Source organism: Microvirga yunnanensis (genome assembly GCF_025460875.1).
The window spans coordinates 1-23,196 of the sequence record NZ_JAMXFI010000100.1; the positions used below are offsets into that span (position 1 = coordinate 1).

The 23,196-nt window shown below is 61.8% G+C and carries 22 protein-coding genes and 1 pseudogene; 18 read left to right on the forward strand and 5 right to left on the reverse strand.

All coding sequences use genetic code 11. From position 1 onward, the window contains the following. The first annotated feature begins 350 nt into the window (after positions 1 to 350). From NF876_RS32365 to NF876_RS32430, 14 genes are all read left to right on the forward strand, one after another. Positions 351 to 1,064, forward strand: a complete 714-nt coding sequence (locus NF876_RS32365) for a TetR/AcrR family transcriptional regulator (protein WP_262272255.1) — start codon at positions 351 to 353, stop codon at positions 1,062 to 1,064. Positions 1,065 to 1,090: 26 nt separating this feature from the next. Continuing rightward, positions 1,091 to 1,876 carry an ABC transporter ATP-binding protein gene (locus NF876_RS32370; protein ID WP_262272256.1) on the forward strand — a complete coding sequence of 262 codons (786 nt, stop codon included), beginning with the start codon at positions 1,091 to 1,093 and terminating at the stop codon, positions 1,874 to 1,876. After that, complete coding sequence (locus NF876_RS32375; RefSeq protein WP_262272257.1) at positions 1,873 to 2,631, forward strand: ABC transporter ATP-binding protein; 759 nt, start codon at positions 1,873 to 1,875, stop codon at positions 2,629 to 2,631. Before NF876_RS32370 ends, NF876_RS32375 begins: the two co-directional genes overlap by 4 nt. 13 nt (positions 2,632 to 2,644) lie before the next feature. Then, positions 2,645 to 3,841: an ABC transporter substrate-binding protein gene (locus tag NF876_RS32380; RefSeq protein ID WP_262272258.1), complete on the forward strand. Its 1,197-nt coding sequence runs from the start codon at positions 2,645 to 2,647 to the stop codon at positions 3,839 to 3,841. Further along, a complete protein-coding gene (locus NF876_RS32385) occupies positions 3,841 to 4,707 on the forward strand; it encodes a branched-chain amino acid ABC transporter permease (RefSeq protein WP_262272259.1) in 867 nt (288 codons plus the stop codon). Before NF876_RS32380 ends, NF876_RS32385 begins: the two co-directional genes overlap by 1 nt. 4 nt (positions 4,708 to 4,711) lie before the next feature. Further along, positions 4,712 to 5,611 carry a branched-chain amino acid ABC transporter permease gene (locus NF876_RS32390; RefSeq protein ID WP_262272260.1) on the forward strand — a complete coding sequence of 300 codons (900 nt, stop codon included), beginning with the start codon at positions 4,712 to 4,714 and terminating at the stop codon, positions 5,609 to 5,611. Next, positions 5,608 to 6,102, forward strand: coding sequence for a GAF domain-containing protein (locus NF876_RS32395; protein WP_262272261.1), 495 nt, complete (start codon positions 5,608 to 5,610; stop codon positions 6,100 to 6,102). Before NF876_RS32390 ends, NF876_RS32395 begins: the two co-directional genes overlap by 4 nt. Positions 6,103 to 6,128: 26 nt before the next feature. Next, positions 6,129 to 7,367 carry a metal-dependent hydrolase family protein gene (locus NF876_RS32400; RefSeq protein WP_262272262.1) on the forward strand — a complete coding sequence of 413 codons (1,239 nt, stop codon included), beginning with the start codon at positions 6,129 to 6,131 and terminating at the stop codon, positions 7,365 to 7,367. 140 nt (positions 7,368 to 7,507) lie between these two features. Next, complete coding sequence (locus NF876_RS32405; RefSeq protein ID WP_262272263.1) at positions 7,508 to 8,227, forward strand: haloacid dehalogenase type II; 720 nt, start codon at positions 7,508 to 7,510, stop codon at positions 8,225 to 8,227. 208 nt (positions 8,228 to 8,435) lie between these two features. Next, positions 8,436 to 9,656, forward strand: a complete 1,221-nt coding sequence (locus NF876_RS32410; RefSeq protein WP_262272264.1) for an ABC transporter substrate-binding protein — start codon at positions 8,436 to 8,438, stop codon at positions 9,654 to 9,656. Between the two features lie 86 nt (positions 9,657 to 9,742). Beyond that, positions 9,743 to 10,606, forward strand: coding sequence for a branched-chain amino acid ABC transporter permease (locus tag NF876_RS32415; protein WP_262272265.1), 864 nt, complete (start codon positions 9,743 to 9,745; stop codon positions 10,604 to 10,606). Next, positions 10,606 to 11,490 carry a branched-chain amino acid ABC transporter permease gene (locus NF876_RS32420; RefSeq protein WP_262272266.1) on the forward strand — a complete coding sequence of 295 codons (885 nt, stop codon included), beginning with the start codon at positions 10,606 to 10,608 and terminating at the stop codon, positions 11,488 to 11,490. The genes NF876_RS32415 and NF876_RS32420 overlap by 1 nt, the downstream gene beginning before the upstream one ends. Further along, a complete protein-coding gene (locus tag NF876_RS32425) occupies positions 11,487 to 12,245 on the forward strand; it encodes an ABC transporter ATP-binding protein (protein ID WP_262272267.1) in 759 nt (252 codons plus the stop codon). The genes NF876_RS32420 and NF876_RS32425 overlap by 4 nt, the downstream gene beginning before the upstream one ends. Continuing rightward, a complete protein-coding gene (locus tag NF876_RS32430; RefSeq protein ID WP_262272268.1) occupies positions 12,242 to 12,952 on the forward strand; it encodes an ABC transporter ATP-binding protein in 711 nt (236 codons plus the stop codon). The genes NF876_RS32425 and NF876_RS32430 overlap by 4 nt, the downstream gene beginning before the upstream one ends. 82 nt (positions 12,953 to 13,034) lie before the next feature. Here NF876_RS32430 and pcaD read toward each other — a convergent pair whose 3' ends face one another. The 5 genes and pseudogenes from pcaD to NF876_RS32455 form a co-directional block, all read right to left on the reverse strand. Continuing rightward, positions 13,035 to 13,811, reverse strand: a complete 777-nt coding sequence (gene pcaD / locus NF876_RS32435) for a 3-oxoadipate enol-lactonase (RefSeq protein ID WP_262272269.1) — start codon at positions 13,809 to 13,811, stop codon at positions 13,035 to 13,037. Between the two features lie 244 nt (positions 13,812 to 14,055). Continuing rightward, positions 14,056 to 14,754 (reverse strand): annotated as a pseudogene (locus tag NF876_RS32440) (IS6 family transposase). A 197-nt stretch (positions 14,755 to 14,951) separates the two neighbouring features. Continuing rightward, positions 14,952 to 15,569, reverse strand: a complete 618-nt coding sequence (locus NF876_RS32445) for a GNAT family N-acetyltransferase (protein ID WP_262272270.1) — start codon at positions 15,567 to 15,569, stop codon at positions 14,952 to 14,954. Between the two features lies 1 nt (position 15,570). After that, positions 15,571 to 16,749, reverse strand: a complete 1,179-nt coding sequence (locus NF876_RS32450; RefSeq protein ID WP_262272271.1) for a Gfo/Idh/MocA family protein — start codon at positions 16,747 to 16,749, stop codon at positions 15,571 to 15,573. A 60-nt stretch (positions 16,750 to 16,809) separates the two neighbouring features. Further along, positions 16,810 to 18,096, reverse strand: coding sequence for an ROK family transcriptional regulator (locus NF876_RS32455; RefSeq protein WP_262272272.1), 1,287 nt, complete (start codon positions 18,094 to 18,096; stop codon positions 16,810 to 16,812). 242 nt (positions 18,097 to 18,338) lie between these two features. Here NF876_RS32455 and NF876_RS32460 point away from each other — a divergent pair, with 242 nt between their 5' ends. Genes NF876_RS32460 through NF876_RS32475 form a run of 4 tightly spaced genes read left to right on the forward strand, consistent with a single transcriptional unit; the run spans position 18,339 to position 23,161 of the window. Continuing rightward, a complete protein-coding gene (locus tag NF876_RS32460) occupies positions 18,339 to 19,298 on the forward strand; it encodes an extracellular solute-binding protein (RefSeq protein ID WP_262272273.1) in 960 nt (319 codons plus the stop codon). After that, on the forward strand, positions 19,295 to 21,310 hold the full coding sequence (locus NF876_RS32465) for an ABC transporter permease (RefSeq protein ID WP_262272274.1): 2,016 nt from the start codon (positions 19,295 to 19,297) through the stop codon (positions 21,308 to 21,310). The genes NF876_RS32460 and NF876_RS32465 overlap by 4 nt, the downstream gene beginning before the upstream one ends. Beyond that, the gene (locus NF876_RS32470) at positions 21,303 to 22,361 is read left to right on the forward strand and encodes an ABC transporter ATP-binding protein (protein ID WP_262272275.1); all 1,059 of its coding nucleotides are present in this window, start codon (positions 21,303 to 21,305) and stop codon (positions 22,359 to 22,361) included. The genes NF876_RS32465 and NF876_RS32470 overlap by 8 nt, the downstream gene beginning before the upstream one ends. Next, on the forward strand, positions 22,358 to 23,161 hold the full coding sequence (locus tag NF876_RS32475; protein ID WP_262272276.1) for an inositol monophosphatase family protein: 804 nt from the start codon (positions 22,358 to 22,360) through the stop codon (positions 23,159 to 23,161). Before NF876_RS32470 ends, NF876_RS32475 begins: the two co-directional genes overlap by 4 nt. Positions 23,162 to 23,196: the final 35 nt, after the last annotated feature.

The following is a 23,196-nucleotide window of genomic DNA, read 5'->3' on the forward strand; positions in this document are numbered from 1 at the left end:
GCGCGTGATATCTGAGGGGAGTGCGACCGCGTTGTCCCCCTGGCTGGAAGAATGCCGCGAAAAAGAATGGTCGCGCTCACCTCGGAGCCCGTTCCCGTCGCATGCGGGATTATGGTCAGGGCTTGGGTTTCTCTCTCTCCACAGCGGAGAGGGAGTCATCAATCCACCTTCTAGGCCTATGCTATATTATCCTATCACAAATTGTTGAACGCAGACTTGCGGTGCAGGGTAAGGAGTCAGCATGCCTATTACCGAGGCAAATCATACGAAAGTTCGGCACGTCTGACAAACAAACAGGCTTGTTTGTTTGTAATTCCGGTGCCAGTCTCCAACGCCACGGGAGAACCGGAATGAAGCCCCGCAGCCGGAGGAAAACACAGCAGGAGCGTACTGCCGACACAACGCTCAAGCTGCTCAACGCGACGATCGATCTGCTGCATGACCGTGGGCTTTACCGCATGTCGACATCCGACATCGCCGAGGCTGCCGGAGTGTCGCGAGGTGCACTGACGCATCACTTCAGCTCGAAAGAGGAAATCATTGCGGCGGCAATCTCCCATCAACTACGCGATGCGACGACCGGCCTTCACAAAATGGCCGAGGGAATACGTCAATCTGGAGGGACGTCCGACAAGATCGTCGACTACCTGTGGCAGATGATGAACGACCGCCTGTTCTACGTCACAATGGAGTATTTGCCTGAGGCGCGGCACAACAAGACGTTCCGTTCGGCTATCATTCCGGTCGTCCAGGAATTTCACGCAGGCCTCAACTCCGTGTGGGCTGAACTCGCAGGGCAGGTTGGCGTCGAGGTCGAGCATGCGCTCGTCCTGATGAACGCGACGATGTGCCTGATCCGCGGGATGATCGCTCAATCCGCCACGAGAGACGATCCGGTCTACTTCGAAGCGCTGCTCAATTTCTGGAAAGAGAAGATGCGTCGTGAGTTCATGCTGAAGAATGATGAACACCCCGTAGGTTCAGCCGATTCGAAGCAGAGCCTAGCTGACGGTGAAATTTCCTCGGCCGCGCCACGGCATCAGGGAGCGATGAGAGGGCGATGAACGTGCATGCACACGCAAAGACATCCATGGCAGCGACCCATAATACATCGACATATCCCTTGGCCGTTGACGGGATCCGTATCGCCTTTGGAGGACTGAAGGCCTTGGACGGGGCGTCGTTTCACGTCGAACCTGGAGTCGTGACCGGACTGATCGGGCCGAACGGGGCCGGAAAGACGACGATGTTCAACGTCATCTCCGGCCTCTACAGGGCAAATTCCGGATCCATCAGATTCCTGGACCACTCCATCGAGCGCTTAAGCCCTCACAAAATCACCCGGCTCGGGCTTGTTCGGACGTTTCAGATCGCACGCGGTTTTCCCAAGCTCTCGGTCTTCGAGCACCTGATGGTCTATGGCGCGCAACAGCCTGGTGAACGGATCGGTGCCGCCCTGGCTGGGTCGGCGAGTGCGCGACAGCGTGAGGCGGAACTAGCGGAGAAAGCCTTGTCCATCGCTGCGCGTCTGCGGCTGTCTCACGTTATCGACAACAAGGTGACGGCTCTCTCCGGGGGGCAGAAGAAGCTCCTGGAGATTGGGCGAGCCCTGATGGCCGAGCCTCGCATGATTCTGTTCGACGAGCCGGCAGCCGGCGTGAATCCCACGCTCGGGGAGGAAATCGGCGACCATCTGCTTGCGCTCGTATCCGAGGGCATGACGGTGCTGCTCATCGAGCACGACATGGCGCTGATTGAGCGCATCTGCAAGCGCGTGATCGTCATGGCGCAGGGCCGGACACTTGCTGAAGGAACCTTCGACGACGTGCGAGAAAACCGCGACGTTCAGGATGCGTACCTTGGAGGACGCCGATGAGATTGTTGGATGTCGAAGGCATCGTCGGCGGCTATGCCTCGGCCGAGCATATCGTGAAGGGTGTAGCCCTGAGCGCGGACACAGGCGAGGTTGTCACCATTATCGGACCAAACGGCGCCGGTAAGTCGACTGCGCTGAAGCTGATCTCCGGATTGCTGTCCCCGTCGCAGGGTAAGGTTTTGATCGGGGGCGACGACATCACCGGTCAGTCGCCGCAGGCCATCGCGAAGGCAGGTCTCGGCTTCGTGCCGCAGGAGCGCAATATTTTTGGATCGCTCACGATCGCAGAGAATCTTGAGGTCAGCTGCCTGTTTGAGCGCAGCTCGGCAAAAAGGCGGATGGAAGAGGCTTACGCACGATTTCCGATGCTGTTCGACAAGCGCCGAATTTCGGCCAAGAGCCTGTCAGGCGGACAACGCCAGATCCTCGCCATGGCGATGGCTCTCATGGGCAAGCCCCGCGCACTTCTGCTCGACGAGCCTACGGCGGGTCTCAGTCCGAAGGCAGCGCACGAGCTCTTCGAGTACATCCGCAGCATCGCCAATGAGGGCATAGCGATTCTCATGGTCGAGCAGAACGCGCTTGAGTCTCTCGAGGTCTCCGACCGCGCCTATGTACTCGTTGATGGACGAAATCACCTTGATGGACCGGCCGAAACCGTCGCCAACGATCCCGATATCCGCCGGCTTTTCCTGGGCGGACGAGCCACCAAACCAACCGGGGTGAGCCAGCAGGCCAATCTCCCGCGTCACTGAAGAGGACAGTATCATGACAGATATCTCGCGCAGACATATCCTCGGCGCTGGCGTCGCCTTCGCCGGAACGGTGGCAATGCCGGCGATCTTGCGGGCACAGCCCGGTCCTATCAAGCTCGGAACGTTGACGCCGCTCACCGGCTCGGGAGGCTCCTACGGCCCGTCCATGGCGACTACTGTGAAGAAGGCTGCCGACGAGATCAACAAAGCAGGCGGCGTTCTCGGACGTCAACTGCTCATCATCTCGGAAGACGACCAGACCAGCCCCGAAGCGGGTCTGCGCGCCGCGCGCAAGCTCATCGACATCGACAAGGTCTCCGCCATCATCGGCACCTGGGCCTCTGCGGTCACTACGGCAGTTGTGCCGGTATGCTCACAGTCCGGCGTGTTCCTCTCGACTGTTTCCGGCGCGGAACCTATCACCCTACTCCCCCACCAGGGTTTTCTGATCCGAACGCAGCCAACCACGACCCTGCAAGGCACCAAGTTCGGAGAATTTGCACTTGGCGCCAACGCCAAGACCGTGGCGTTTGTCTCGCCGCAGACGCCCTTCACCGACTCGCAGTTTGCGGCGCTGACCAAGACCGTCACGGCGGCTGGCGGAAAAACAACCTCGCTGATCTACGATGACAAGAAGACAACCCTGCGCACCGAGGTTGATCAGGTGCTGCGCGGCAAGCCCGATGCGATCGTGATGGGCGGCTATACCAACGATACCGCCGTGCTCGTCCGCGATCTCTACCGCGCCAACTATCGCGGCAGCCTGTTCGGCTTCGGTTATTCCGTGAACAAGCAGCTTGTGGACGCGCTTCCGCCGGATGTGAGCGAGGGCATCTACACCCTGTCTCCGTCTCCTGCCGAAGGCAGCAACGCCTACAAGAACGTGTCACGTCTCCTCGGCGTCGACTCACCCGACACGTATAGCTGCCAAGTCTACGACCATCTTAATCTGATCGCTATGGCCATGGCGGTCGGCAAGGGCGACACCGGCACCATTATCAAGGACAACGTGCGCAAGGTATCGCAGGGCGGCGGAGAGCGCGTCGAAACCGCTGTCGACGGACTGAAGCTGATCGCCGATGGCAAGAAGGTCGATTATGATGGCGCTTCCGGCCCCTGCGACTTCACCGACATCGGCGACATCACCGATGCCAAATTCCGCTATGAGCAGGTCAAGGGCGGTAAGATCACCTTGCTGAAGATTGCGTGATGGTCGACGCGGTCCTCCAAGCCCTTGTCAACGGCGTGATCGCTGGAGCGCTCCTGGCAATTCCGGCGCTCGGCTTCAGCGCCATCTTCGCGGTGTTGCGGTTCCCGAATTTTGCGATCGGTGCGCTGGCTACGGCCGGCGCATACATCGCCTGGGTCGCGAACGTCACTTTTGGACTTCCGATCGTCGCGGCGATCGTCGTAGCCTTCGTGGGCGCGGCGATCCTCGGGGCGGCGCTCGAGTACGGCGCGCTGGAACGACTTGGACGGGGCGGGGCGCTGATGAAAGCCATCGGATCGCTTGCCATGGCGATGGTGATCGAGAACGTTGTTCGCTTTTTCTTCGGCAACGATTTAAGGGCGTTCGACCTTCCATTGGCTCGCGACCTCGTCTTCGGCCCGATCCGGATCGGGCCGCAGCAGATCACCAACTTCATCTTCGCTCTTGCGATCATGGTTGCGGTCTGGGCCTTTCTGTCATTCTCGTCACTCGGCCGCTCGATGCGAGCGGTGGCCGACAATGCCGACCTGGCGCGTTTGAAAGGGATCAACCCTCGCTTGATCGCGCTGGTCACGGTCGCGGTCGGCAGCGGCTTGTGTGGCGTCGGAGGCACGCTCATTGGCCTGGACACGTCCATCGACCCTCTTCTGGGCGGGCGCGTGCTCCTCTCGGTGTTCGCCGCCGCAGTTCTGGGTGGGCTCGGAAGCATTCCCGGGGCCGTCGCGGGAGCCTTCGTCATTGGCATCGTGGAAGAGTTCACGGTGCTTGCGCTGGCTCCCGCGTACCGCCTCGCTGTCGGCTTCATCGTGATCCTTGTGGTGCTCGTGATCCGGCCTTCAGGTCTCCTCGGTAGCAAGGCGGGCTGACACCATGCTGACCTATATCCTGTTTATGCTCGTCGTCGGCTCGATCTACGCGCTGTTGGCGCAGAGCCTCATGCTGTCTTGGGGATTGGCGGGGCTCGTCAATCTTGGCCTTGCTGGGTTCTTTGCGGTCGGTGCCTATGCCTCGGCGATGCTCACCACATGGGAGCACACGCCGATCGTGGTCGGGGTTTTCACGGCCGTGCTAGCTGGAGGCTTCGCCGGCCTGCTGGTGTGCTTCTCGACGCTTCGCCTGCGTGATGACTACCTCGCGATCGTGACGCTCGGCTTTGCAGAGATCGTGCGCATCGTGGCTTCGAACGAGGTCTGGCTCACCGGCGGCACCGATGGCATTTCCGGCGTTCCGGTCATGATCGCCCGTGATACGGGGGTCTGGTTCCATCTCGGAACCCTATTGATCACCGTCGCGGCCGTTATCCTGGTCTATGGGCTTCAACGCAGGCTTCTCGCATCTCCTTGGGGGCGAGCGTTGCGCGCTGTCCGGGAGGACCAGACGGTTGCCTCGGTGGCAGGCAAAAGCATCGTGCGCTTCAAGGCTCAGGCCTTTTCCCTCGCAGCTGCCATTGCAGGTCTAGCGGGTGCGCTTTACGGCCACTACACGAGCTACGTCGCCCCGGATCAATTCCAGCCACTGATCACGATCTATATTTTTCTTGCAGTCACGGCCGGTGGAAACGCTCGCCCCGCGGGTGCGGTGCTCGGCGCATATCTTCTCGTCGCCTTCCTCGAGGCGACACGGTTCCTTGCCGAAGTCGCTCCTGGGGTAACGGCCCTGCAAGCTGCCGCCCTTCGCGAGATAGCCGTCGGGATCGGGTTGGTCATCGTTTTAACGTTACGTCCTGACGGATTCCTCCCTGAACGCTCACAGAAAGCTCCAGTCGTATGAACAACCAACTGCTTCAAGCCTATCTCTCTGTTACTGACGCGATTGCGCAGGATGCCTCGCCTGAGGCAGCGTACCGTGCCGTCGAGAAGGCCATCAGCGACCTGATCGGCCATCGGCTCTTTACCATCCTCGTGCGCTGCGAGGGCGGCGAGGAGGTAGAGCGGGTCTACTCGTCCCAGCCGGAAGCCTACCCGGTGCAAGGCCGCAAGCGCATGGGACTGACCCCCTGGGGCGATCTCGTGCTGACGCGCAAGCAGACTTTCCTCGGTCGCGACAAAGAAGCGATCCGCTGGGCTTTTCCCGACCATGAGCTGATCGAAAGCCTCGGGCTCGGCTGCGTCATCAACGTTTCCGTGCAGGAGGGTGGGGAGATCCTTGGAACCCTGAATGTCCTGGACCAGGAAGGGGCCTATACCAGTGAGGATCAGGTCGCCGTCGTGCGCTCCTTCACGCCCCTGCTCATTTCCGCCCTGACGAAATCCCGCAAGTAAAAGCCATTGCTCATAGGAGATCTGCGTTGTCCGCTATCCTGTTCAAGAACGCCAGCATCCTCGACGGACGGAGAAACGAAGCTCTTGCCGACCACAACGTTCTCGTGGAGAACGGCGAGATCCGTGAGGTATCCGACGGACCTATCACGTCTTCTTCCGCCCGCGTGATCGACCTCGCCGGCAAGACCTTGATGCCCGGCCTGATCGATTGCCACGTTCACGTCATTGCCACCGTCGCCAATCTCGGTGCCAACGCCGAGTTGCCGAACACACTCGTGGCGCTCCGCTCCGCCAAGATCATGCGCGAGATGCTGATGCGTGGCTTCACCACCGTCCGCGATTTGGGTGGCGCCGATCATGGTCTCGTCATGGCGATCGAGGAGGGATTGATCGAGGCTCCGCGTCTCGTCATCTGCGGCAAGGCCCTCTCGCAAACCGGCGGTCACACCGATTACCGCGGTAGGTATCACGCCCGCAACGTCGACTACTACGCGGACAAGGCCGGCACCCTTGGCCGGGTCGTCGACGGAGTGGACGAGGTTCGCCGTGCTGCCCGCGAGGAGATCAAGGCCGGCGCTCAGTTCATCAAGATCATGGCCAATGGCGGTGTGTCATCGCCGACGGATCCGATCGCATTCCTCGGCTTGTCCGCAGACGAGATCCGCGCCGCGGTCGAGGAGGCACGCAACGCGCAAACCTATGTCGCCGCCCATCTTTACACAGATGAGGCTATCCGCAGAGCCGTAGAGCTCGGGGTCGAGTCCATCGAGCATGGCAACCTGATCTCAGCCGAAACGGCGCGGCTCGCGAAGGAAAAAGGCGCTTATGTGGTGCCAACCAATGTGACGTTTGATTATCTGGCCAAGGAAGGTGCCTCCTTCGGCCTGCCGCCCGAATCGGTTGCCAAGATCGAGGACGTGCGCAGCCAGGGCCTTGCTGCCCTTCAAACCCTGCACGACGCAGGCGTCATGATGGCATACGGCTCGGATCTTCTCGGCGAGATGCACCAGCATCAATCCGATGAGTTCATCCTGCGCGGTGAGGTTCTGCCTGTGATCGAGGTCATCCGCTCCGCCACGATCAACGCTGCTAAGGTTGTCAAGCAAGAGGGAAAGCTCGGTGTTGTCGAGGCCGGCGCCCATGCGGATCTCATCGTCGTAGACGGCGATCCCTTGAAGGACTTGTCGCTCCTCACTGGCCAAGGGCGGCGCATGCCGGCGATCATGAGGGCAGGACGCTTCGTGAAGGATGAACTGGCAGCCTGATCGATGGAGCCTGCCGATCGGGTTGGACGACTCGTCCGTCCGGGCGTGGACCGCCTCTGGCGCCCGCGCCCGGCCACGCCGGCAGTGCGCTTCCCAGGGCAATATCGCTCCGCAGTAGCGTAACATAGGAGAAAGCCAAGATGCGTCTCACCGATTTCAAGGTTCTGACCTTCGACTGCTACGGAACTCTGATTGACTGGGAAAGCGGGATGGTCGAGGCCCTGAAGCCCCTCACCAGCATGATGGATCGGCCTCTCACGCGGAACGAAATCCTGGAGGCTCATGCGCGCCATGAGTCGTCGCAACAGCGACAGACGCCGTCGATGCTCTACCGGGATCTCTTGAGCATTGTCTACAAACGCCTCGCCGAGCAATGGGGCGTCTCTGTCTCCCACGAGGATTGCGTGGTCTATGGTCGCTCCGTTCGCAACTGGCCGGCTTTTCCGGATTCGGCCGACGCGCTCCAGTATCTCAAAAAGCATTACAAGCTTGCAATCCTGTCGAATGTCGACAATGAGACATTCAGCTACAGCAACCGGCGGCTTCAGGTTGAATTCGATGCCATCTTCACCGCGGAGGACATTGGATCGTACAAGCCGAGCCTGCGGAATTTCGAGTACATGCTCGAAAAGCTCCAGGGTATGGGGCTTGCCAGGACCGATATCCTTCACACGGCGGAAAGTCTGTTCCACGATCACAAGCCGGCCAACGATATGGGGCTTGCATCATGTTGGATCTACCGGCGCAAGCAGGAGACGGGCTTCGGAGCCACTATGGATCCCGGCGAAACGCCGAGGTACGACTTTCAGTTCACGAGCCTGGCCGAACTGGCAAAGGCGCACCAGGAGCAGGTCCGCTGATGCCAAAGCTTGTAACGCAATGGGCTCCTGACAACCGAGACGGGAACGTTCGCTCCTGACACGTCCCGGGACTTCGCTGCCGGTATCGGCTGCACCTCTGGCTCCGTCCCGACCTTCAGACCAACGCTTGCGGATGCCGGCCACATCGAAACGCAGACACTCCAACAAGAACGAGCTCCACGCCTAGAGCACCAGAAAGGGAACCCACATGACCTACACCCGCCGGCAATTTATAGGTACACTTGGCGCCACTACGGCGCTGATCGGTGCCCCGTCCATCCTTCGTGCGCAGAGCCAGGGCACATTCCGCATCGGAGCCCTCTGCCCGGTCACAGGATCCGGCAGCCCGTTTGGTTCCGGCATGCAGAAGATGATCATTGCGGCAGCCGAGGCGGTGAACGCCGCCGGCGGCGCAGCCGGGCGCAAGATCGAGATTGTTTCCGAAGATACCCAGACGAACCCTCAGGCGGCAGTCCTAGCGGCCAAAAAGCTCATCGATGTCAACAAGGTTCAGGCAATTCTCGGAACCTGGTCGTCTGGGGTATCGCTCGCGGTGGTCCCATTGACCAATGACGCCAACATCATCCTCATGAACACGTCGGGCGCGCCGGCGCTGTCCGTGCTTCCTGCGAACGCCAAGGGACTGTCCTATCGGTTCCAAGCGACCAACGACCGCTTCGGTCGCGCATTCGCGGAGATCTGCGAAAAGGAAGGATTCAAGCGCCCCGCCACAATGGCCTTCAACAATGCTTCCGGGATCGGCAACACGGAAGGCTTCCGTAAAGCCTGGGAGGCCAAGGGCCACAAGGTCGTTGAAAATGTCGTGTACGAGCCAAACCAGCCGACCTATCGCTCAGAGCTGCAAAAAGTCCTGGCAGCGAACCCTGATGTGATCGTCACCGGCTCGTACCTGGCCGACACCACGATCATCATGCGCGAGTGGTATCAGAGCGGCCAGCCGGTCAAGTGGGTCATGCCGGGTTGGGCCGCTAGCCCCGACTTGGTGAAGGCGGTCGGTCCGGATGTCGTCGAGGGAGTTATCTCGGTCGACTCGGTCTCGAACGAGAATGCTCCGTCCTACAAGGCTTATGACGAGGCCTACCGGAAGGCGACGGGACAGCCGGGGCAGTCGAACGTGTATGCGGCCATGACCTGGGATATGGTTCATGCCCTGGCGTTGGCGATCGAGGCGGCCAATGGCACGGACACGGCTGCCATCAACGCCAAGATCCGTGAGGTGTCCAACCCCGCGGGGCAGCAGGTTTATACCTATGCGGAGGCCAAGGAGGCGCTGAAGAAGGGTAAGATCAACTTCGAAGGTGCTTCTTCGGTGCTCGATTTCGACCAGTACGGCGATGTGACGCCCGACTTCGGTGTCTTCTTCATCGAGGGCGGTCAGCTCAACCGCCGCTATGTCGTTAAGATCTAGCGGCCGCTCCCCCGCCCGGCTCGGGCCACCGAGCCGGGTGCTGCTATGGGTCCCTCCGCAGAGTGGCCCCCGTTTGTAGGTTATCCATGTTCTATGCCCAGCTCCTTGTAAACGGTCTTGTCCAGGGCCTCGTCATCGGCTTGGCGGCCCTGTCCATCACGCTTGTGTTCGGCATCGCCCGGTTTCCGAACGCCGCCACCGGCGACTTCATGACCTTCGGTGCCTACGCGGCGCTATCAGCCCATAAAGCGACCGGATCAATCGCGATGGGGGGCTTGGCCGCCATCATCGCGACCGGCGTGATCTCCCTCCTGGCCTACCTAGCCGTGTTCCGTCGCTTGGCCGAGCGATCCGTGGTCGCGTTGCTGGTGGCGTCGATCGGCATCGCGTTTTTCATTCGGGCTGTCCTGGGCGTTGCCTTCGGGCACAGCCAACAGGTCTTCCAGGTTCCGCTGTCACGTCCCTACGTATTCGGCAGCGTCAGGATTACGCCCCTTGACCTGCAATTGGCAGCCGTGGCTCTCGCAGCTCTCGCGCTCGTCTTTGCAATCCTGTACCTGACGCCCATCGGACGTCAGATGCGGGCCGTTGCGGATAACCGGGACCTTGCGCGAGTCTCGGGCATTCGGCCGGATCGTGTGATGATCGCACTCTGGCTGCTCGCGGGGAGCGTGGCGGGTGTCGCCGGCATGATGCTGGGGATCAAGACGATCGTCACTCCGGAATTCGGCTGGGAGATGCTGCTCCCGGCCTTCACGGCGGCCATCCTAGGCGGCATCGGGTCCCCGGTCGGGGCCGTAGTTGCCGGCCTGATCTTGGGCGTGGTGCAGGAGGTTTCGACCCCGCTCGTCGGCTTTACCTACAAGATCGCCTTGGCCTTCATCATCATGCTGGCCGTTCTTCTCGTACGGCCGCGGGGCCTGTTCGGTCGACTGGAAGGAGCACGCTGATGGAAGCCTACTTCATCGCGATTGGCATCATTGCCCTCATATATGTGATCCTGAGCCTGGGCCTGACACTACAATATGGCCTGACAGGCCTGATCAACTTCGGGCACGTCGGCTTCTTTGCGATCGGGGCCTATACCAGTGCTCTGCTGGCCTTAAAGGGCGTGCCACTGGTTTTCAGTTTCGCGGCCGCTGCCGCCCTGGCCGGCCTCGCCGCCTGGCCCCTCGGCCTCGTGTCACTTCGGCTGCGGGACGATTATTTCGCGATCGTCACGCTCGGGTTCTCCGAAGTGGTCAGGATCGTCATCACGAGCGAGAGGTGGCTGACAAACGGCGTCCAGGGCATCCCCGGCATCCCGCGGCTCTACGAAGGCTTGGGGGGATCTGCGGCTCAGTTGGCCGTCTTGGTTACGGTCTTGGCCGTCACCCTCGTGGGGGCATGGATCATCCGTCGCATCGCGGGCTCGCCGTTCGGACGCCTCATCGAAGCCATCCGCGACAACGAGGAGGCCGTGCAGGCACTCGGAAAGGATCCGGCCCGGTTCAAGATCCAAGTGCTTGTGGTCGGTGCTGCCCTCGCCGGGATCGCGGGCGCATTCTACGCCCATTACATCACCTACATCGTCCCGGATCAGTTCATCCCTCTTGTGACGTTCTACGTCTGGATGGCGATCATCATGGGCGGCGTCGGGCGGGTTTCCGGTGCGATTGTGGGCACCGCCATCCTGATGCTTTTCTTGGAGGGATCGCGCTTCCTGCGCGACATCGTTCCCGGCGTGTCCGAAGTCGATATGGCCTCGGTGCGCATAGGGGCGGTCGGTCTCCTTTTGGTGTTGTTCATCATGTATCGCCCGCAGGGTCTCATGGGGGATTATACGAAGCGATGAGTCTTGAGATCCATGACATCAGCAAAGCCTTCGGCGGCTTCCGCGCCCTCGACGGCGTCCGCCTGAGCATCGAGTCCGGTAGCCTGTTCGGCATTATTGGTCCCAATGGGGCCGGGAAATCGACTCTGTTCTCGGTCGTGTCGGGTTTCGCTCCCGCCGATGAGGGACAGATCCGGTTGGATGGACAATCCCTCGACAACCTGTCACCTCCGGCGCGAGCCCGTGCCGGGATGATCCGAACATTCCAGGTGCCACGCGAGTTCCGACATCTGACGGTCCGCGAGAACTTGATGGCGGCGGCTCCGAAGCAGACAGGGGAAAGCCTGTTGGGCCTCTTCTTTCGTCCGGGTCGGGTGCGTGAGGAGGAGGGGGCGATCGCTGAGCGTGTCGATCAGACGATCCGCTTCCTTAAACTGAGTGCGGTGGCGGATCAGCCCTCCGGAAAGCTGTCGGGAGGCCAGAAGAAGCTGCTGGAACTTGGCCGGGCACTGATGGTCGAGCCGCGCCTGATTCTGCTTGACGAGCCCTTTGCCGGCGTGAACCCGGTGCTGATCGGCGAAATCATGGAGCGGATTACCGAACTCAACACGCGCGGCATCGGCTTTGTCATCATCGAGCACGACCTCGAGGCGCTGACCAGGCTCGTGCCACAGCTCGCGGTCATGGATCGGGGCAAAGTCCTTGCGCAGGGTGCGCCGGAGACAGTGCTCGACAATCCGCTCGTCCGGGAAGCGTATCTGGGAGGTGTCTCGTGACGCTACTGGAAATCGATGAGGTTCGTGGCGGGTACGCCGATGTGGATATCCTCAACGGTATTTCGCTCTCGCTGCAGAAGGGAGAGATCCTGACGGTTGCCGGGACGAACGGCGCCGGGAAATCGACGCTCGCAAAGGCTATTGTCGGCCTTTTGCCTCGCGTACAGGGCCGTATCGTTTTTGAGGGCGCGGACTTGGCGCCGCATCCAACCGAGACTCGCATCGCTCGCGGCATTGGATACGTGCCCCAGGTGGCTAACGTGTTCGGGTCCCTGAGCATCCTTGAGAACCTGCAGGTGGTCGTCGGGGTAAAGGATCAAGGCAAGCGGATTGCTGAATTGTTCGAGGTGTTCCCACTCCTAGGTGAGCGCAAGCGGACACGGGCGGGCAGTCTCTCAGGCGGCGAGCGTCAGCAGCTGGCGTTTGCACGCGCGCTGATGACGCGCCCGCGTCTGATGATCCTTGATGAACCCACGGCGGCTCTTGCGCCGGCGAAGGTCGCGGACGCCTTCGAGCTGATCCGCCGGCTTCCGAACCTCGGTGTTTCGGTGCTCGTGGTCGAGCAGCGGGCCCGCCAGTCGCTTGCGATCTCAGACCGAGGCTGCATCTTGGATGGAGGACAGGTTGCTCTTGCCGGTGAGGCGGCGAGTTTGCTGGCTGATGACAGAGCAGCCGAACTCTATCTCGGGCGAGCTGCACATGGGTGAAGAAGAGGACTGGCTAGACCGTTGCATCTCCTGATCGCAGGAACGCAACGGCCTATACGCCGTATTTGTCGTATCCTAGCGGTCAGGCCAGGAAGTTCATTACCGTCGAGGCGAAGAGTTCTGGCTGCTCAATATTCGAGATGTGAGCCGCGTCGACAGTTACTGACTTGGCATTCCTGATCGATGATACGATCAACTCACCATCAGCCGGTTTTGTTGCTGGATCACGCGAGCCAATGATCACCAGAACGGAGTTGGTGACGCCGCGGATTGCCGTCCGTTGATCCATGTCGCGGATGGCTGCGCAACATCCTGTATAGCCCTCAACCGAAGTCCGCAGGATCATAGCGCGCATACGATCCATGGTGCCAGGCGCAGCCTGTCGGAAGTGCTCAGGAAACCAGCGTTCGATCGTCGGCTCGACGAGCGCCTTCATTCCACCTCGCCGTGCTGTTTCAATACGCCCGTTCCATAGTTCGACCGGCCCCATGTGGGCGGCCGTGTTGGCGAGCACCGCTTTGTCGATGCGTCCTGGAGCATGCGTGAGCATCCACATTCCAACCATACCGCCGAGCGACAGCCCACACCAGTGCGCCCTCTTGATCCCGAGCGCATCCATGACGCCGATGGCATCGCGGCCGAGTTGCTCCATGGAATATGGTTCTGCCGAGACGACAGTGCCGCCGTGCCCGCGCTGATCATAGCGAACCACCCGAAACCGTTGGGCCCATGCCGACACCTGATCGTCCCACATGGAGAGGTCGGAGCTAAGCGAATTTGATAGAAGAAGAACCGGAGCGGTAGCGGGTCCGTCAAGGTTGACGAAGAAATCCTCCCCATTTACCCGGATAACTGGCATGATTGCATCCTCCTTGGTCTGTGCTTGGTGGCTTAGGAGTGAGACAAAGGTATTCGGCCGCTAGACGACCAGAACGGCGCCTTATCCCCTCCCGGATCGATCCTTAAACCCTAGCTTGGAAAGGATTGTTGACCAACAGTACCGCTGCGGAGGATTGACCCGATGAGCGCCACCCGTGTCTTCCTGCGGTTCTGTCGCAATTTCGGGTGATCGACAAGGAAATGCCAGATTGAACGGCAGACTCCTATGCATCGATCCGCTTGAACTGCTCGGAGAGGGATAGCTGCGAGCTGTGGGCGTACTTCCCCTGCCCCTTCCACATCATGTGAACCATCTCAATCCCACCCAGGATCGCACGAGCGCTGTTCGTGGACTTGAAGCCGAGCATCGGGCGAATCCGTCTTTTGACGGCACGATGATCCTACTGGATGCGATTGTTGAGGAATTGGCTCTGCCGGATCCTAATCGGAGCGAGCGGACGTCTTGAGCCATCCTGTAGACGGCTCTCTGCATCGCACGACAAGATCGCTTCATGGTTGGTTTGGCTGCCATCAATGACGATCCTCTCGGGCCGACCATGCCGCTTGAATGACTTGCGCAGAAACCGTTTGGCAGCAGCCAAATTGCGTCGCTCGCTGAACCAGAATTCAACCGTGTCACCCTTGCTGTCGATTGCTCGGTAAGGGTACATCCAGCGGCCCCGGACCTTGATATAGGTCTCGTCGATGTGCCACTTGCCGGTCACGGCCCGCTTACGGCGATTAAACCGCTCCAGCAACTCTGGTGAATATCGGACAACCCATCAGTGAACGGTCGCGTGATCGACAGAGATGCCGCGCTCAGCCATCATCTCTTCGAGATTCCGCAGGCCGAGATTGTAGGCGAGATACCACCGGATGCAGAGCAGGATCACGAAACGATCAAAATGCCTGCCCTTGAACACGCCACCCTCCATCCGTGATACTTGGGCATGGCAGTGGAAACATTGATACAAAATGTTTGCGACTGATCCTGACGAACTCGTCTGGTGGTCTAACGCCCTGAAGACCGCGCGGGAGGCACGGTGCTTTGAAAAAGCAGGTCTGTGGTAGGCCGCTATGCGCTTTTAGGGTAGCCGCGTTAAGGCTAGCTGTCGTGTAGCTAGAGCGGCCGGCCGAGAATGATGGCCTGATCGCGCGCGATCTCCCGGAAGCCCAGCTTTTTATAGAAGGGTACCACCTTCTCGTTCGCCAGGCTGACGCCCAGGTGGACGGCCGACGCGCCGGACGTCTTCAGGGAAGCCATCTCGGCTTCGATCATCGCCCGTCCCCAGCCCCGGCCCTGCGCCTCCGGCAGGAGATTGACATGCAGGTGCGCCGGATAGGCGGCGGCCCTGTCCGGGCTTGTCCTCTCGGGTTCGCGGATGCGGCCTAGGATGTCCTGGTCCGAGGGGCGCTCCGGGCGCCGCAGGGCGTATCCTTCGCGCAAGCCGGGCCACCATTCGCGCTCAAGCCGCTCCTCGAAGGCGAGGCTGTCGGGCGTGCCGACCACATAGCCCAGCGTTCGCGCGCCATCCGTCAGAACGAAGGCGTGGGACGGCTCAAGGATCAGGTAGGGAACCGCCCAGATCAGGCCCGGATAGCGCGGATCACCGTAGAGGGCGCTCGCATCGCCCCCGGCATCGGCCGTTCTGAGGCAGATGTCGAACAGGGCGGCCTCGTCCTGCCGGTAGGCAGGCCTGATGCGCCACTGGCCCGCATCGGTTCTTGCCTGGGTCATGTCAGAAGGATCCGCCTTCGGCGCGGCGCGGCATGGCGCTTCCCAACGCATCGTCAAAGCGCTGCCAGCTCTCCGCCAGGTCGACCAGCCGGCGGGTACGGCGGGCCTCGTCGATCTTGATGGCCGTGAGGCCAGCCTCGAGCGCGTCCAGCACGCCCACGGGCAGGGGCGTGCTGTTCCTAAAATGGTCGATCAGGTCGAACGCCATCTGGTCATCAGCCCCGTAGTGGTTGTGCTCGTGCCCGGCATAGCTGGTCTCGAGGATCTTCTCGCCGCTGCGCGCGTCGTGGACCCGGAAATAGTTCCGGATGAAGTCGCCTTCGGCCATGCCGTTCGAACCGACGATGCAGAATCGCCGGAACTGATCCGGCACGTTGAGGTTCGCGTGGAACGCCATGGTGGCGCCGTTCGCGTACTCGATCAGGGCCGTCTGATAATCGATGATGTCGGCATCGCCGTCGAAGACATGGTCACTAGCCATCCATCCGCTGGGCTTGCGGTGGTACATCTCCCGCTCGGCATTTGAAAGATGGACAGGAGCGTTCTCGGGAACGAACGACTTGCGCCCACCGAAGCTCGCTACCGTCATCGCACGGGCCCCGACAACGCTCGCGTAGATGTCCAGATCGTGGCAGCACTTCTCCAAGATGTAGGGCCCGGCGAAGCGCTGGTAGCGCCGCCAGTCGCGCATGAAGAAGGCACCATGATAGGGTGCGATGTGCTCCGTCGCCTCAATAGACGCGATAGTGCCGAGATGGCCTGCACGCTGGGCCGCCCGCAGGTCCTTGTACAGAGAGGCATAGCGCAGCACCAAGCCGACGAGAACCCGGTCGGAGCCGAACTCCCTGAGCAGCGCCGCAAGCTCAAGGGTCTGGTTCTCGTCGACCACGACAGGCTTCTCGGTAAAGACGCGCACGCCGGCGCGGAGACCCGCCCTCACGTGCTCCAGATGCAGATGGTTGGGCGAACCCACCAGCAGCAGGTCCAGCGTCTCGGCCGCCAGCATCCGGTCCGGCGTGTCGTACATCGTTCCGATCCCTATTCTAGCCCTGCCGAGACCCGGCGCCCCTGCCGGCGAGGGATCGACGCAGGCGACCACCTGGATGTCCGGGTCTGCCTTCACCAAGCACTCCAGCACGGCGGCCATGCGGTAGCCGAGACCAATGACGCCGAGCTTCATGCACAAACCTCGTTCCTATCTCTGACAGTGACTGACATCACGTATTCACCCTTGGCGCCATCAGGGTGCCGCAGGCGCATGCGCCGGGCGCCCGGACGGCGCTTCGTCTAGGGGTTTACCGCCACCGCTTCCGGTGACATGGTCGAAAAGGCTCTCGGCGTCGATGGGTCGCCCCCGACCGCGGCCCAGTGACAGCCGCCGGAACTCGGGGCTGCCGTTCACGATGAACGGCAGCATGGCGGCCCCAATGGCGGCCGCCTTCCGGTCGAGGCTGCCCACCTGAAGGCGCGGCATCTTGCGGTCCCGGCGCGCGGCCGGCGAGGCCTGCAAAGGGTAGGCGCGGTCCACAAGGGAGCTGCAGACGCTGCTCGGGAGAAGCCCGCCGACAATGATCGTCTGGGGATCGAGGAGGTTCTCGATGATCGAGGCCAGCAGGCGCAGGCGGCGCCCATTGAGCTCGAGCCAGCGCATCAGGCTGGCGTTCCGTTTCTCGTAAAGGTCTGCCAGATAGGCCGGGTCGGCCAGCGCGGTCACGCTGCATTCGAGCATATCGGCTAGTTCGTCTAGGGAAAACGGCGTCTTGCCGGACGGATGCTCGTCGAGGTTCTCCGGCCATGACAAGAGGCCGATCTCGCCAGCATTGTTCCAGGCGCCCTGAAACGGCAGGCCGTCCGCGATGATGCCCGCGCCAAGTCCGTTGCCGACGAAGATGTAGACGAAGTTCGACAGGCCCCGGCCTGCGCCGGTGATCAACTCCCCAAGCCCGGCAGCGGTCGCATCGTTCTCGACCACGGTCGGAAGGCCGGTGAGGGCCTGCAGCCGGTCGGCGATTGGGAAGCCGCTCCACGCCTGCCATCCCGGGCTGCCGACATACTCGTCGAATTCCGCGTCCTGCAGGGTCGGCATGGCTATGCCGACCCCCCACAGATCCGCCGCCCCGCATTGTCCCACCGCGAGCCTTACGGCGGCCTCCATCGTGGCGACAGCGGCGCCCGGATCCGTCCACCCGATGACGTCTTCCCGGAACGCCAAAGGCTGACCTGCGAGGTCGTAGACCACGCAGCTTAGACGGTCGCGATCAAGGTGGAGGCCCACCGACGACCCGGCGGCCGGATTGATCTTCAGGTAGGTTTGCGGTGCCCCCCTTCCGCCTTCCGAGCGGCCGCTCTCGAGGATCAGATCGCGGTCCTGCAACTCGCGCACGATGTTGGAAATCGTCTGCGCCCGGAGACCCGTTCGCGCAACGAGATCCGTCCGGCTGATCGGGCCATCCCGCCAGATGAGTTCGAAGGCCAGCCTCCGATTGCGCCTCGCGGAAACGGCATGGTTGTTGCCGACATGGGTCATGAATCCGCCAATCCTGAACACTCCTTGAGATCCGCGGGCCGGTTTAATCCACTTAATTGATGATATCTTAGGCGCGCTTTTGCGACACAGCAACCTTAAAGCGGAGGTGTTCTGCTGATCTATCCAATTTTCGGGCTTGCGATTTCCATAATTTACCAATTCAATGGATGAATTGGTCGCGGCAGGCACATGCCGAGGTCGGACAGGCCGAACGAAGGAAGTCGGCCGTGAAGGAGAGGGCCATGTTGAACGTGAAGAAGGTTGCGGTCGCCGCGACAGTGCTGATGGGCATTGCGGCATCCGGGCAGGTGCGAGCGGAGGATCTTGTCGTCTATACGTCGCACGGGGAGGTGACGTCCGGGCCCGTACTGGACGCCTTCAAGAAAGCCCGGCCCGACATTAACGTCACGGTGGTGCGCGGCGGCACGGGCGAGGTTCTGGAGCGCCTCCGCGCAGAGGCTGGAAACCCCACGGCGGACATTCTCTGGGGCGGGCCCACACAGAGCTTCGACGAGAGCGCGGCCCTTTTTCAACCCTATGAGAGCCAAGCCGACAGCGTGATGGTGGCGGCGGACCCGAATCACAAGTGGCATGCCTATACGGTCCTTCTTCAGCCCGTCATTGTCAGCCGGAAGCGGGTTCAGGCTGAAGATTTGCCAAAGACCCAGAAGGACCTCGCCAATTCCAAATGGGCCTCCCTGGGCAGCCTCATCATTCCGGATCCGTCGAAATCCGGCACCGGCTACACGATCCTGTCGGCGCTCGCCGGCGCGAATGGCTGGGATTTTATCGCAACGCTCGCCAAGGGAGCGAAGATCTCCCCTGGATCGGACGATGCCTTCAACGCCGTCCGCGACGGGGAAGCCGCCGTGGGGTGGATAAACGAGGATCTCGGGGCCAAGTGGAAGGCCGCGGGCCTCCCGATCGAAATCGTCTACCCGACTGATGCGGTGACCGGCCAGATCGACGCGCAGGCGATCGTGAAGGGCGCCCCCCATCTGAAGGCCGCGCAGGCCTTCATCGACTTTCTGGGGACAAAGGAATCGCACGAGATTGTGCGTGACGCGACGATCCGTCGGTCGGCCCGTCAGGACGTGGCACCGCCCACGCAGCTCCCCGACATCGGGAAGCTCAACATCGTATCGCCCGTGGACCCCCGCCCGGTTGTGACGGCGCGCTTCCAGGAGGCGCTTCGTCGATGAAGGTCTGGCGCGACAGTTGGTTTCTTTTCGCAATCGTCGCGCTGGCCTTTTGCGTCGGACTAATCGTCGTCCCCCAATTCCGGCTCCTGAGCGCGTCGTTGATCACGGCCGGCGGGAGGTTCGCCATCGTCCATCGGGCGACGGCGGGTCTCGAGGCCGTCCGAGAGCTGTCCGACCGGTTCGAGGTCAGCGGAATTGCGGAAGCCCTGTCGGTAGGAACGAACGGGGAGGCGCTGCTCTCCCTGCAGCCGGACGGCCCTCAGACCATCAGGCTGACCGCGCTGAGCGGGGGCGGCATCAGGGCCACAATCGATTCCGACGGTTCCACCACCATCCTGGCGGGTGGCAGGAGCCTTCACGTCACCCAACAGGTGCCTACGGGCCTATTCAATCGCAAGGCGCCCGACCCTCTGTCGACAACCGACCTCGGGAACGGGAGCCTGCGCCTGAGCCATGGGCTCAATGCCTATCTGACCTTCGAAGACCGGACCCTATCGGCAACTCTTGCCAATTACGTGTCGTTCTTCACCAGCCGGGACACCCTGGCCGCCACCATCAACAGTCTCGTGGTCGCTATCGCCTCGACCGCTCTCGCAGGCCTCGTTGGGGTTTCGCTGGCCTATGTGGTCGCGCGCTTTGCCGTGCGAGGGCGGAAGATCATCATTCTCCTCATCACGATGGCGTCGATTTCGCCTCCGTTCCTGGGCGCCTATGCCTGGCGCCTTCTGCTTGGCCGCAACGGACTGATCACGCGCTCTCTCGCCGTCGACTTCTCGATCGTCGGCATCCACGGGGTAATCTGGGTCATCGCATGGCTCGTCTTTCCGATCATCTTCCTGTTGAGCTACGATGCCCTCACGGGACTCGACGAAGGCCATGTGGAGGCAGCGGCGAGTCTGGGCGCCCGACCGTCCCGCATTCGCTGGACCGTTGAGGTGCCGCTCGCGATGCCAGGTATCCTGATCGGCCTTTACCTGGCCACCATGGCAGCGCTTGCAGATTTTGGAACGCCACGCATCATCGCCCTTGATCTCAACGTGCTTCCAGTTCTGGTCTACACGTCTTTCCTCAGTGAGGGCGGCGGCAATCCGGGATTGGCCGCCACCGGATCGATGGTCCTCGTCGGCCTGTCCAGCGCCTTCCTGTTCGCTCAGCAGGTCTACCTGGCACGGCGGACATTCGCCGTTGTGTCGGCACGGCCGCCACGGGCGAAACCCATCAGGCCGGGCGGCCAGATCGCCGCAGTCGGGTTCGCCGCATTGGTGCTGTTCTTTGCGTTCGTTCCCCACCTGACCGTGCTGGTAACAAGCTTCCTCCGCTGGCGCGTCGGACTGCCGGAACCCGTCTTCACCACAGCCAATTACCTGGCGATGTTCAATTCCAACCTGGCATCGGCATGGGTGACGCTGTCGCTCGGCATCGCCGGAACCCTGGCGGCCCTCGCCCTGGGGGTCGGAATTGCCTATGTGCTCGTGCGCAAGCGCTATCGGATCATCGCACCCGCTCTGAATTTCATCGTCATGCTGCCTTACGTAATTCCCGGCACCGTGCTGGGCATCGGGCTGATCCTGATCTTCAACGACGGGCCGATCATCCTGACCGGCACGTGGCTCATCTTGGCTATCGCCTATCTCATCCGGAACCTGCCGTTCACCGTCAAGGCGGCGGAGGCGGCTCTGAACCAGGTGCATCCTGCGCTGGAAGAGGCCGCCATGAGCTTGGGCGCCCGACCGCTGCGGAGCTTCCTAACAGTCACGGCCCCCTTGATGCTCGCAGGTGCCGTTACGGGAGCCACCCTGACATTCCTGCATATCGTGACCGAACTTTCATCCACCATCGTGCTGTACCGGCCGCCATGGAAGCCGCTCACGGCCGTGATCTTCGAAAATACCCTGCGCGACTCGGACTTCGGCGTGTCGGCGGCCCAGACCGTCCTGCTCATGCTCATCATCTACGTGCCGCTTTACCTCGTCGTGCGATACGGACGCTCTGAAAGGCGCATCGATGTCTGATCCCTCGACCATACGTCCTCCGTCCGGCTGCGCCGTCACCATCGATCAGGTCTCGAAGCGCTATGGTTCCAACACGGTGCTGAAATCGATCGACATGGTGATCAAGCCGGGCGAGTTCTTTACCCTGCTCGGTCCATCCGGGTGCGGGAAGACGACCTTGCTGCGCGCGCTCGCGGGCTTCCATGGCATCGACGAAGGGCGCATTCTCTTCAATGGCCAGGATGTCTCGCGGACGCAGCCCTGGGACCGGAACATTGGGTTCGTTTTCCAGAACTATGCGCTCTGGCCCAATAAGACCGTCTTCGACAACGTTGCCTACGGACTGCGGATCCGCAACGTCCCGAAAGCCGAGATTGCCCGGCGTGTCCGGGATGCTCTTGAGCGCGTCGAACTCAGGAATGTCGAGGCACGCTTTCCCGGCGAGATGAGTGGCGGCATGCAGCAACGCATTGCGCTGGCCCGCGCCCTAGTGATCGATCCGCCTCTGCTCCTGCTCGACGAACCCATGTCGAACCTCGACGCCAAGCTGCGCGTTAGCCTGCGCCGGCAGCTTCGTGACATCCAGGAGGCGCTCGGAGTCACGGCCATCTACGTGACTCACGACCAGGAGGAGGCTCTGGAGCTGTCCGACCGCATAGCCGTGATGCAGGGCGGGATCGTTCAACAACTCGGAAAGCCCGAGGATATTTATGCCTCTCCGAGCAATCGTTTCGTTGCCGAGTTCGTGGGCGCCGCAAACCTCGTCGACGGGGTTCTCCGCGAGGGACGGTTCGAACTGAAAGGAGGCGGCCGGATCGAGGTGGCCGACGCCCAGTCCGATGGGCCCGCAACTCTGTTCGTGCGCCCTGAAGGACTTCGCCTGGTCGATCCGCATGTCGCCGGGGTTCTTCCGGGCCATGTTGCCGGCGCTCGCTATGTCGGTCGGGCCTGGGTTCATGAAGTCCAAGTTTCCGACGATGAGATCCTAATCGTCGACGCGGCCGCACGGATCCCGAACGGTACCCCCGTCGGCCTCGCCATCAACGCACCACGCTTTCTGAGGGCCTCATGATGTCCTTGCTGCCGGAGGGCGCTTCGCCCCTTCTCGTCTTGATGGCCGAAGCCGCCCGGACCGGTGCCACCGAGCTGAATACTCGCTATGGCAAACTCGACCGGTCATCCGTCGAGTCCAAGGGACCGGCGGATTTCGCTTCCGACGCCGACCTAGCGGCCGAGAACGCCATTGCTCAGGTTTTGAAACGGGGCGCCCCGGAATTCGGCTTCGAGGGCGAGGAGACCGGCACCACGGGGGCGGCTCATGGCCAGTTGCGCTGGATCGTCGACCCGCTCGACGGCACGACCAATTACATCTGGTCGGTTCCCTACTTCTCCGTCAGCATCGCTCTGGCAGAGGGAAGCCGGGTGCTCGCCGGGATCGTCCTCGACCCTCTCCGGGAGGAGATGTTCTGCGCGGAGACCGGCAAGGGCGCTTGGCTCAACGGCACCCGCCTTGAGGTGTCGGATCGCCAGCCTGGGCAGGCCCTGATCTCGGTTTCGCTGCCGGTTCCGGGACAGCTCAAGGGCATCGACGAAGATCGCTATCTGGCCGGCGTCAGAGCCGCCATGCATCACTCGGCCGGCATTCGGCGCCTGGGCTCTGCCGCCCTCGACCTAGCGTACGTGGCGGCCGGCCGTCTCGATGGCTACATCGAAGACGGTCTCAGCTACTATGACTTCGCCGCGGGCAAGCTCCTCGTTCAGGAGGCAGGCGGACGCATCAGCGATTTTGCTGGCCACGATCCCGTGGCGGGCTCGGTGGTGGCGGGAAATCCCGCCCTGCATGCATGGCTCAGAAGCAGCTTCATTGCCTGACCGGCCCAGAATGCGCTCGATCCCATTCAGTCGCG

What these genes read in the sequence shown, in the direction of transcription:
- NF876_RS32365 (WP_262272255.1), top strand. Translation starts at nt 351, where the DNA reads ATGAAGCCCCGCAGCCGGAGGAAAACACAGCAGGAGCGTACTGCCGAC.
- NF876_RS32370 (WP_262272256.1), top strand. Translation starts at nt 1,091, where the DNA reads ATGGCAGCGACCCATAATACATCGACATATCCCTTGGCCGTTGACGGG.
- NF876_RS32375 (WP_262272257.1), top strand. Translation starts at nt 1,873, where the DNA reads ATGAGATTGTTGGATGTCGAAGGCATCGTCGGCGGCTATGCCTCGGCC.
- NF876_RS32380 (WP_262272258.1), top strand. Translation starts at nt 2,645, where the DNA reads ATGACAGATATCTCGCGCAGACATATCCTCGGCGCTGGCGTCGCCTTC.
- NF876_RS32385 (WP_262272259.1), top strand. Translation starts at nt 3,841, where the DNA reads ATGGTCGACGCGGTCCTCCAAGCCCTTGTCAACGGCGTGATCGCTGGA.
- NF876_RS32390 (WP_262272260.1), top strand. Translation starts at nt 4,712, where the DNA reads ATGCTGACCTATATCCTGTTTATGCTCGTCGTCGGCTCGATCTACGCG.
- NF876_RS32395 (WP_262272261.1), top strand. Translation starts at nt 5,608, where the DNA reads ATGAACAACCAACTGCTTCAAGCCTATCTCTCTGTTACTGACGCGATT.
- NF876_RS32405 (WP_262272263.1), top strand. Translation starts at nt 7,508, where the DNA reads ATGCGTCTCACCGATTTCAAGGTTCTGACCTTCGACTGCTACGGAACT.
- NF876_RS32410 (WP_262272264.1), top strand. Translation starts at nt 8,436, where the DNA reads ATGACCTACACCCGCCGGCAATTTATAGGTACACTTGGCGCCACTACG.
- NF876_RS32415 (WP_262272265.1), top strand. Translation starts at nt 9,743, where the DNA reads ATGTTCTATGCCCAGCTCCTTGTAAACGGTCTTGTCCAGGGCCTCGTC.
- NF876_RS32420 (WP_262272266.1), top strand. Translation starts at nt 10,606, where the DNA reads ATGGAAGCCTACTTCATCGCGATTGGCATCATTGCCCTCATATATGTG.
- NF876_RS32425 (WP_262272267.1), top strand. Translation starts at nt 11,487, where the DNA reads ATGAGTCTTGAGATCCATGACATCAGCAAAGCCTTCGGCGGCTTCCGC.
- pcaD (WP_262272269.1), bottom strand. Translation starts at nt 13,811, where the DNA reads ATGCCAGTTATCCGGGTAAATGGGGAGGATTTCTTCGTCAACCTTGAC.
- NF876_RS32445 (WP_262272270.1), bottom strand. Translation starts at nt 15,569, where the DNA reads ATGACCCAGGCAAGAACCGATGCGGGCCAGTGGCGCATCAGGCCTGCC.
- NF876_RS32450 (WP_262272271.1), bottom strand. Translation starts at nt 16,749, where the DNA reads ATGAAGCTCGGCGTCATTGGTCTCGGCTACCGCATGGCCGCCGTGCTG.
- NF876_RS32455 (WP_262272272.1), bottom strand. Translation starts at nt 18,096, where the DNA reads ATGACCCATGTCGGCAACAACCATGCCGTTTCCGCGAGGCGCAATCGG.
- NF876_RS32460 (WP_262272273.1), top strand. Translation starts at nt 18,339, where the DNA reads ATGTTGAACGTGAAGAAGGTTGCGGTCGCCGCGACAGTGCTGATGGGC.
- NF876_RS32465 (WP_262272274.1), top strand. Translation starts at nt 19,295, where the DNA reads ATGAAGGTCTGGCGCGACAGTTGGTTTCTTTTCGCAATCGTCGCGCTG.
- NF876_RS32470 (WP_262272275.1), top strand. Translation starts at nt 21,303, where the DNA reads ATGTCTGATCCCTCGACCATACGTCCTCCGTCCGGCTGCGCCGTCACC.
- NF876_RS32475 (WP_262272276.1), top strand. Translation starts at nt 22,358, where the DNA reads ATGATGTCCTTGCTGCCGGAGGGCGCTTCGCCCCTTCTCGTCTTGATG.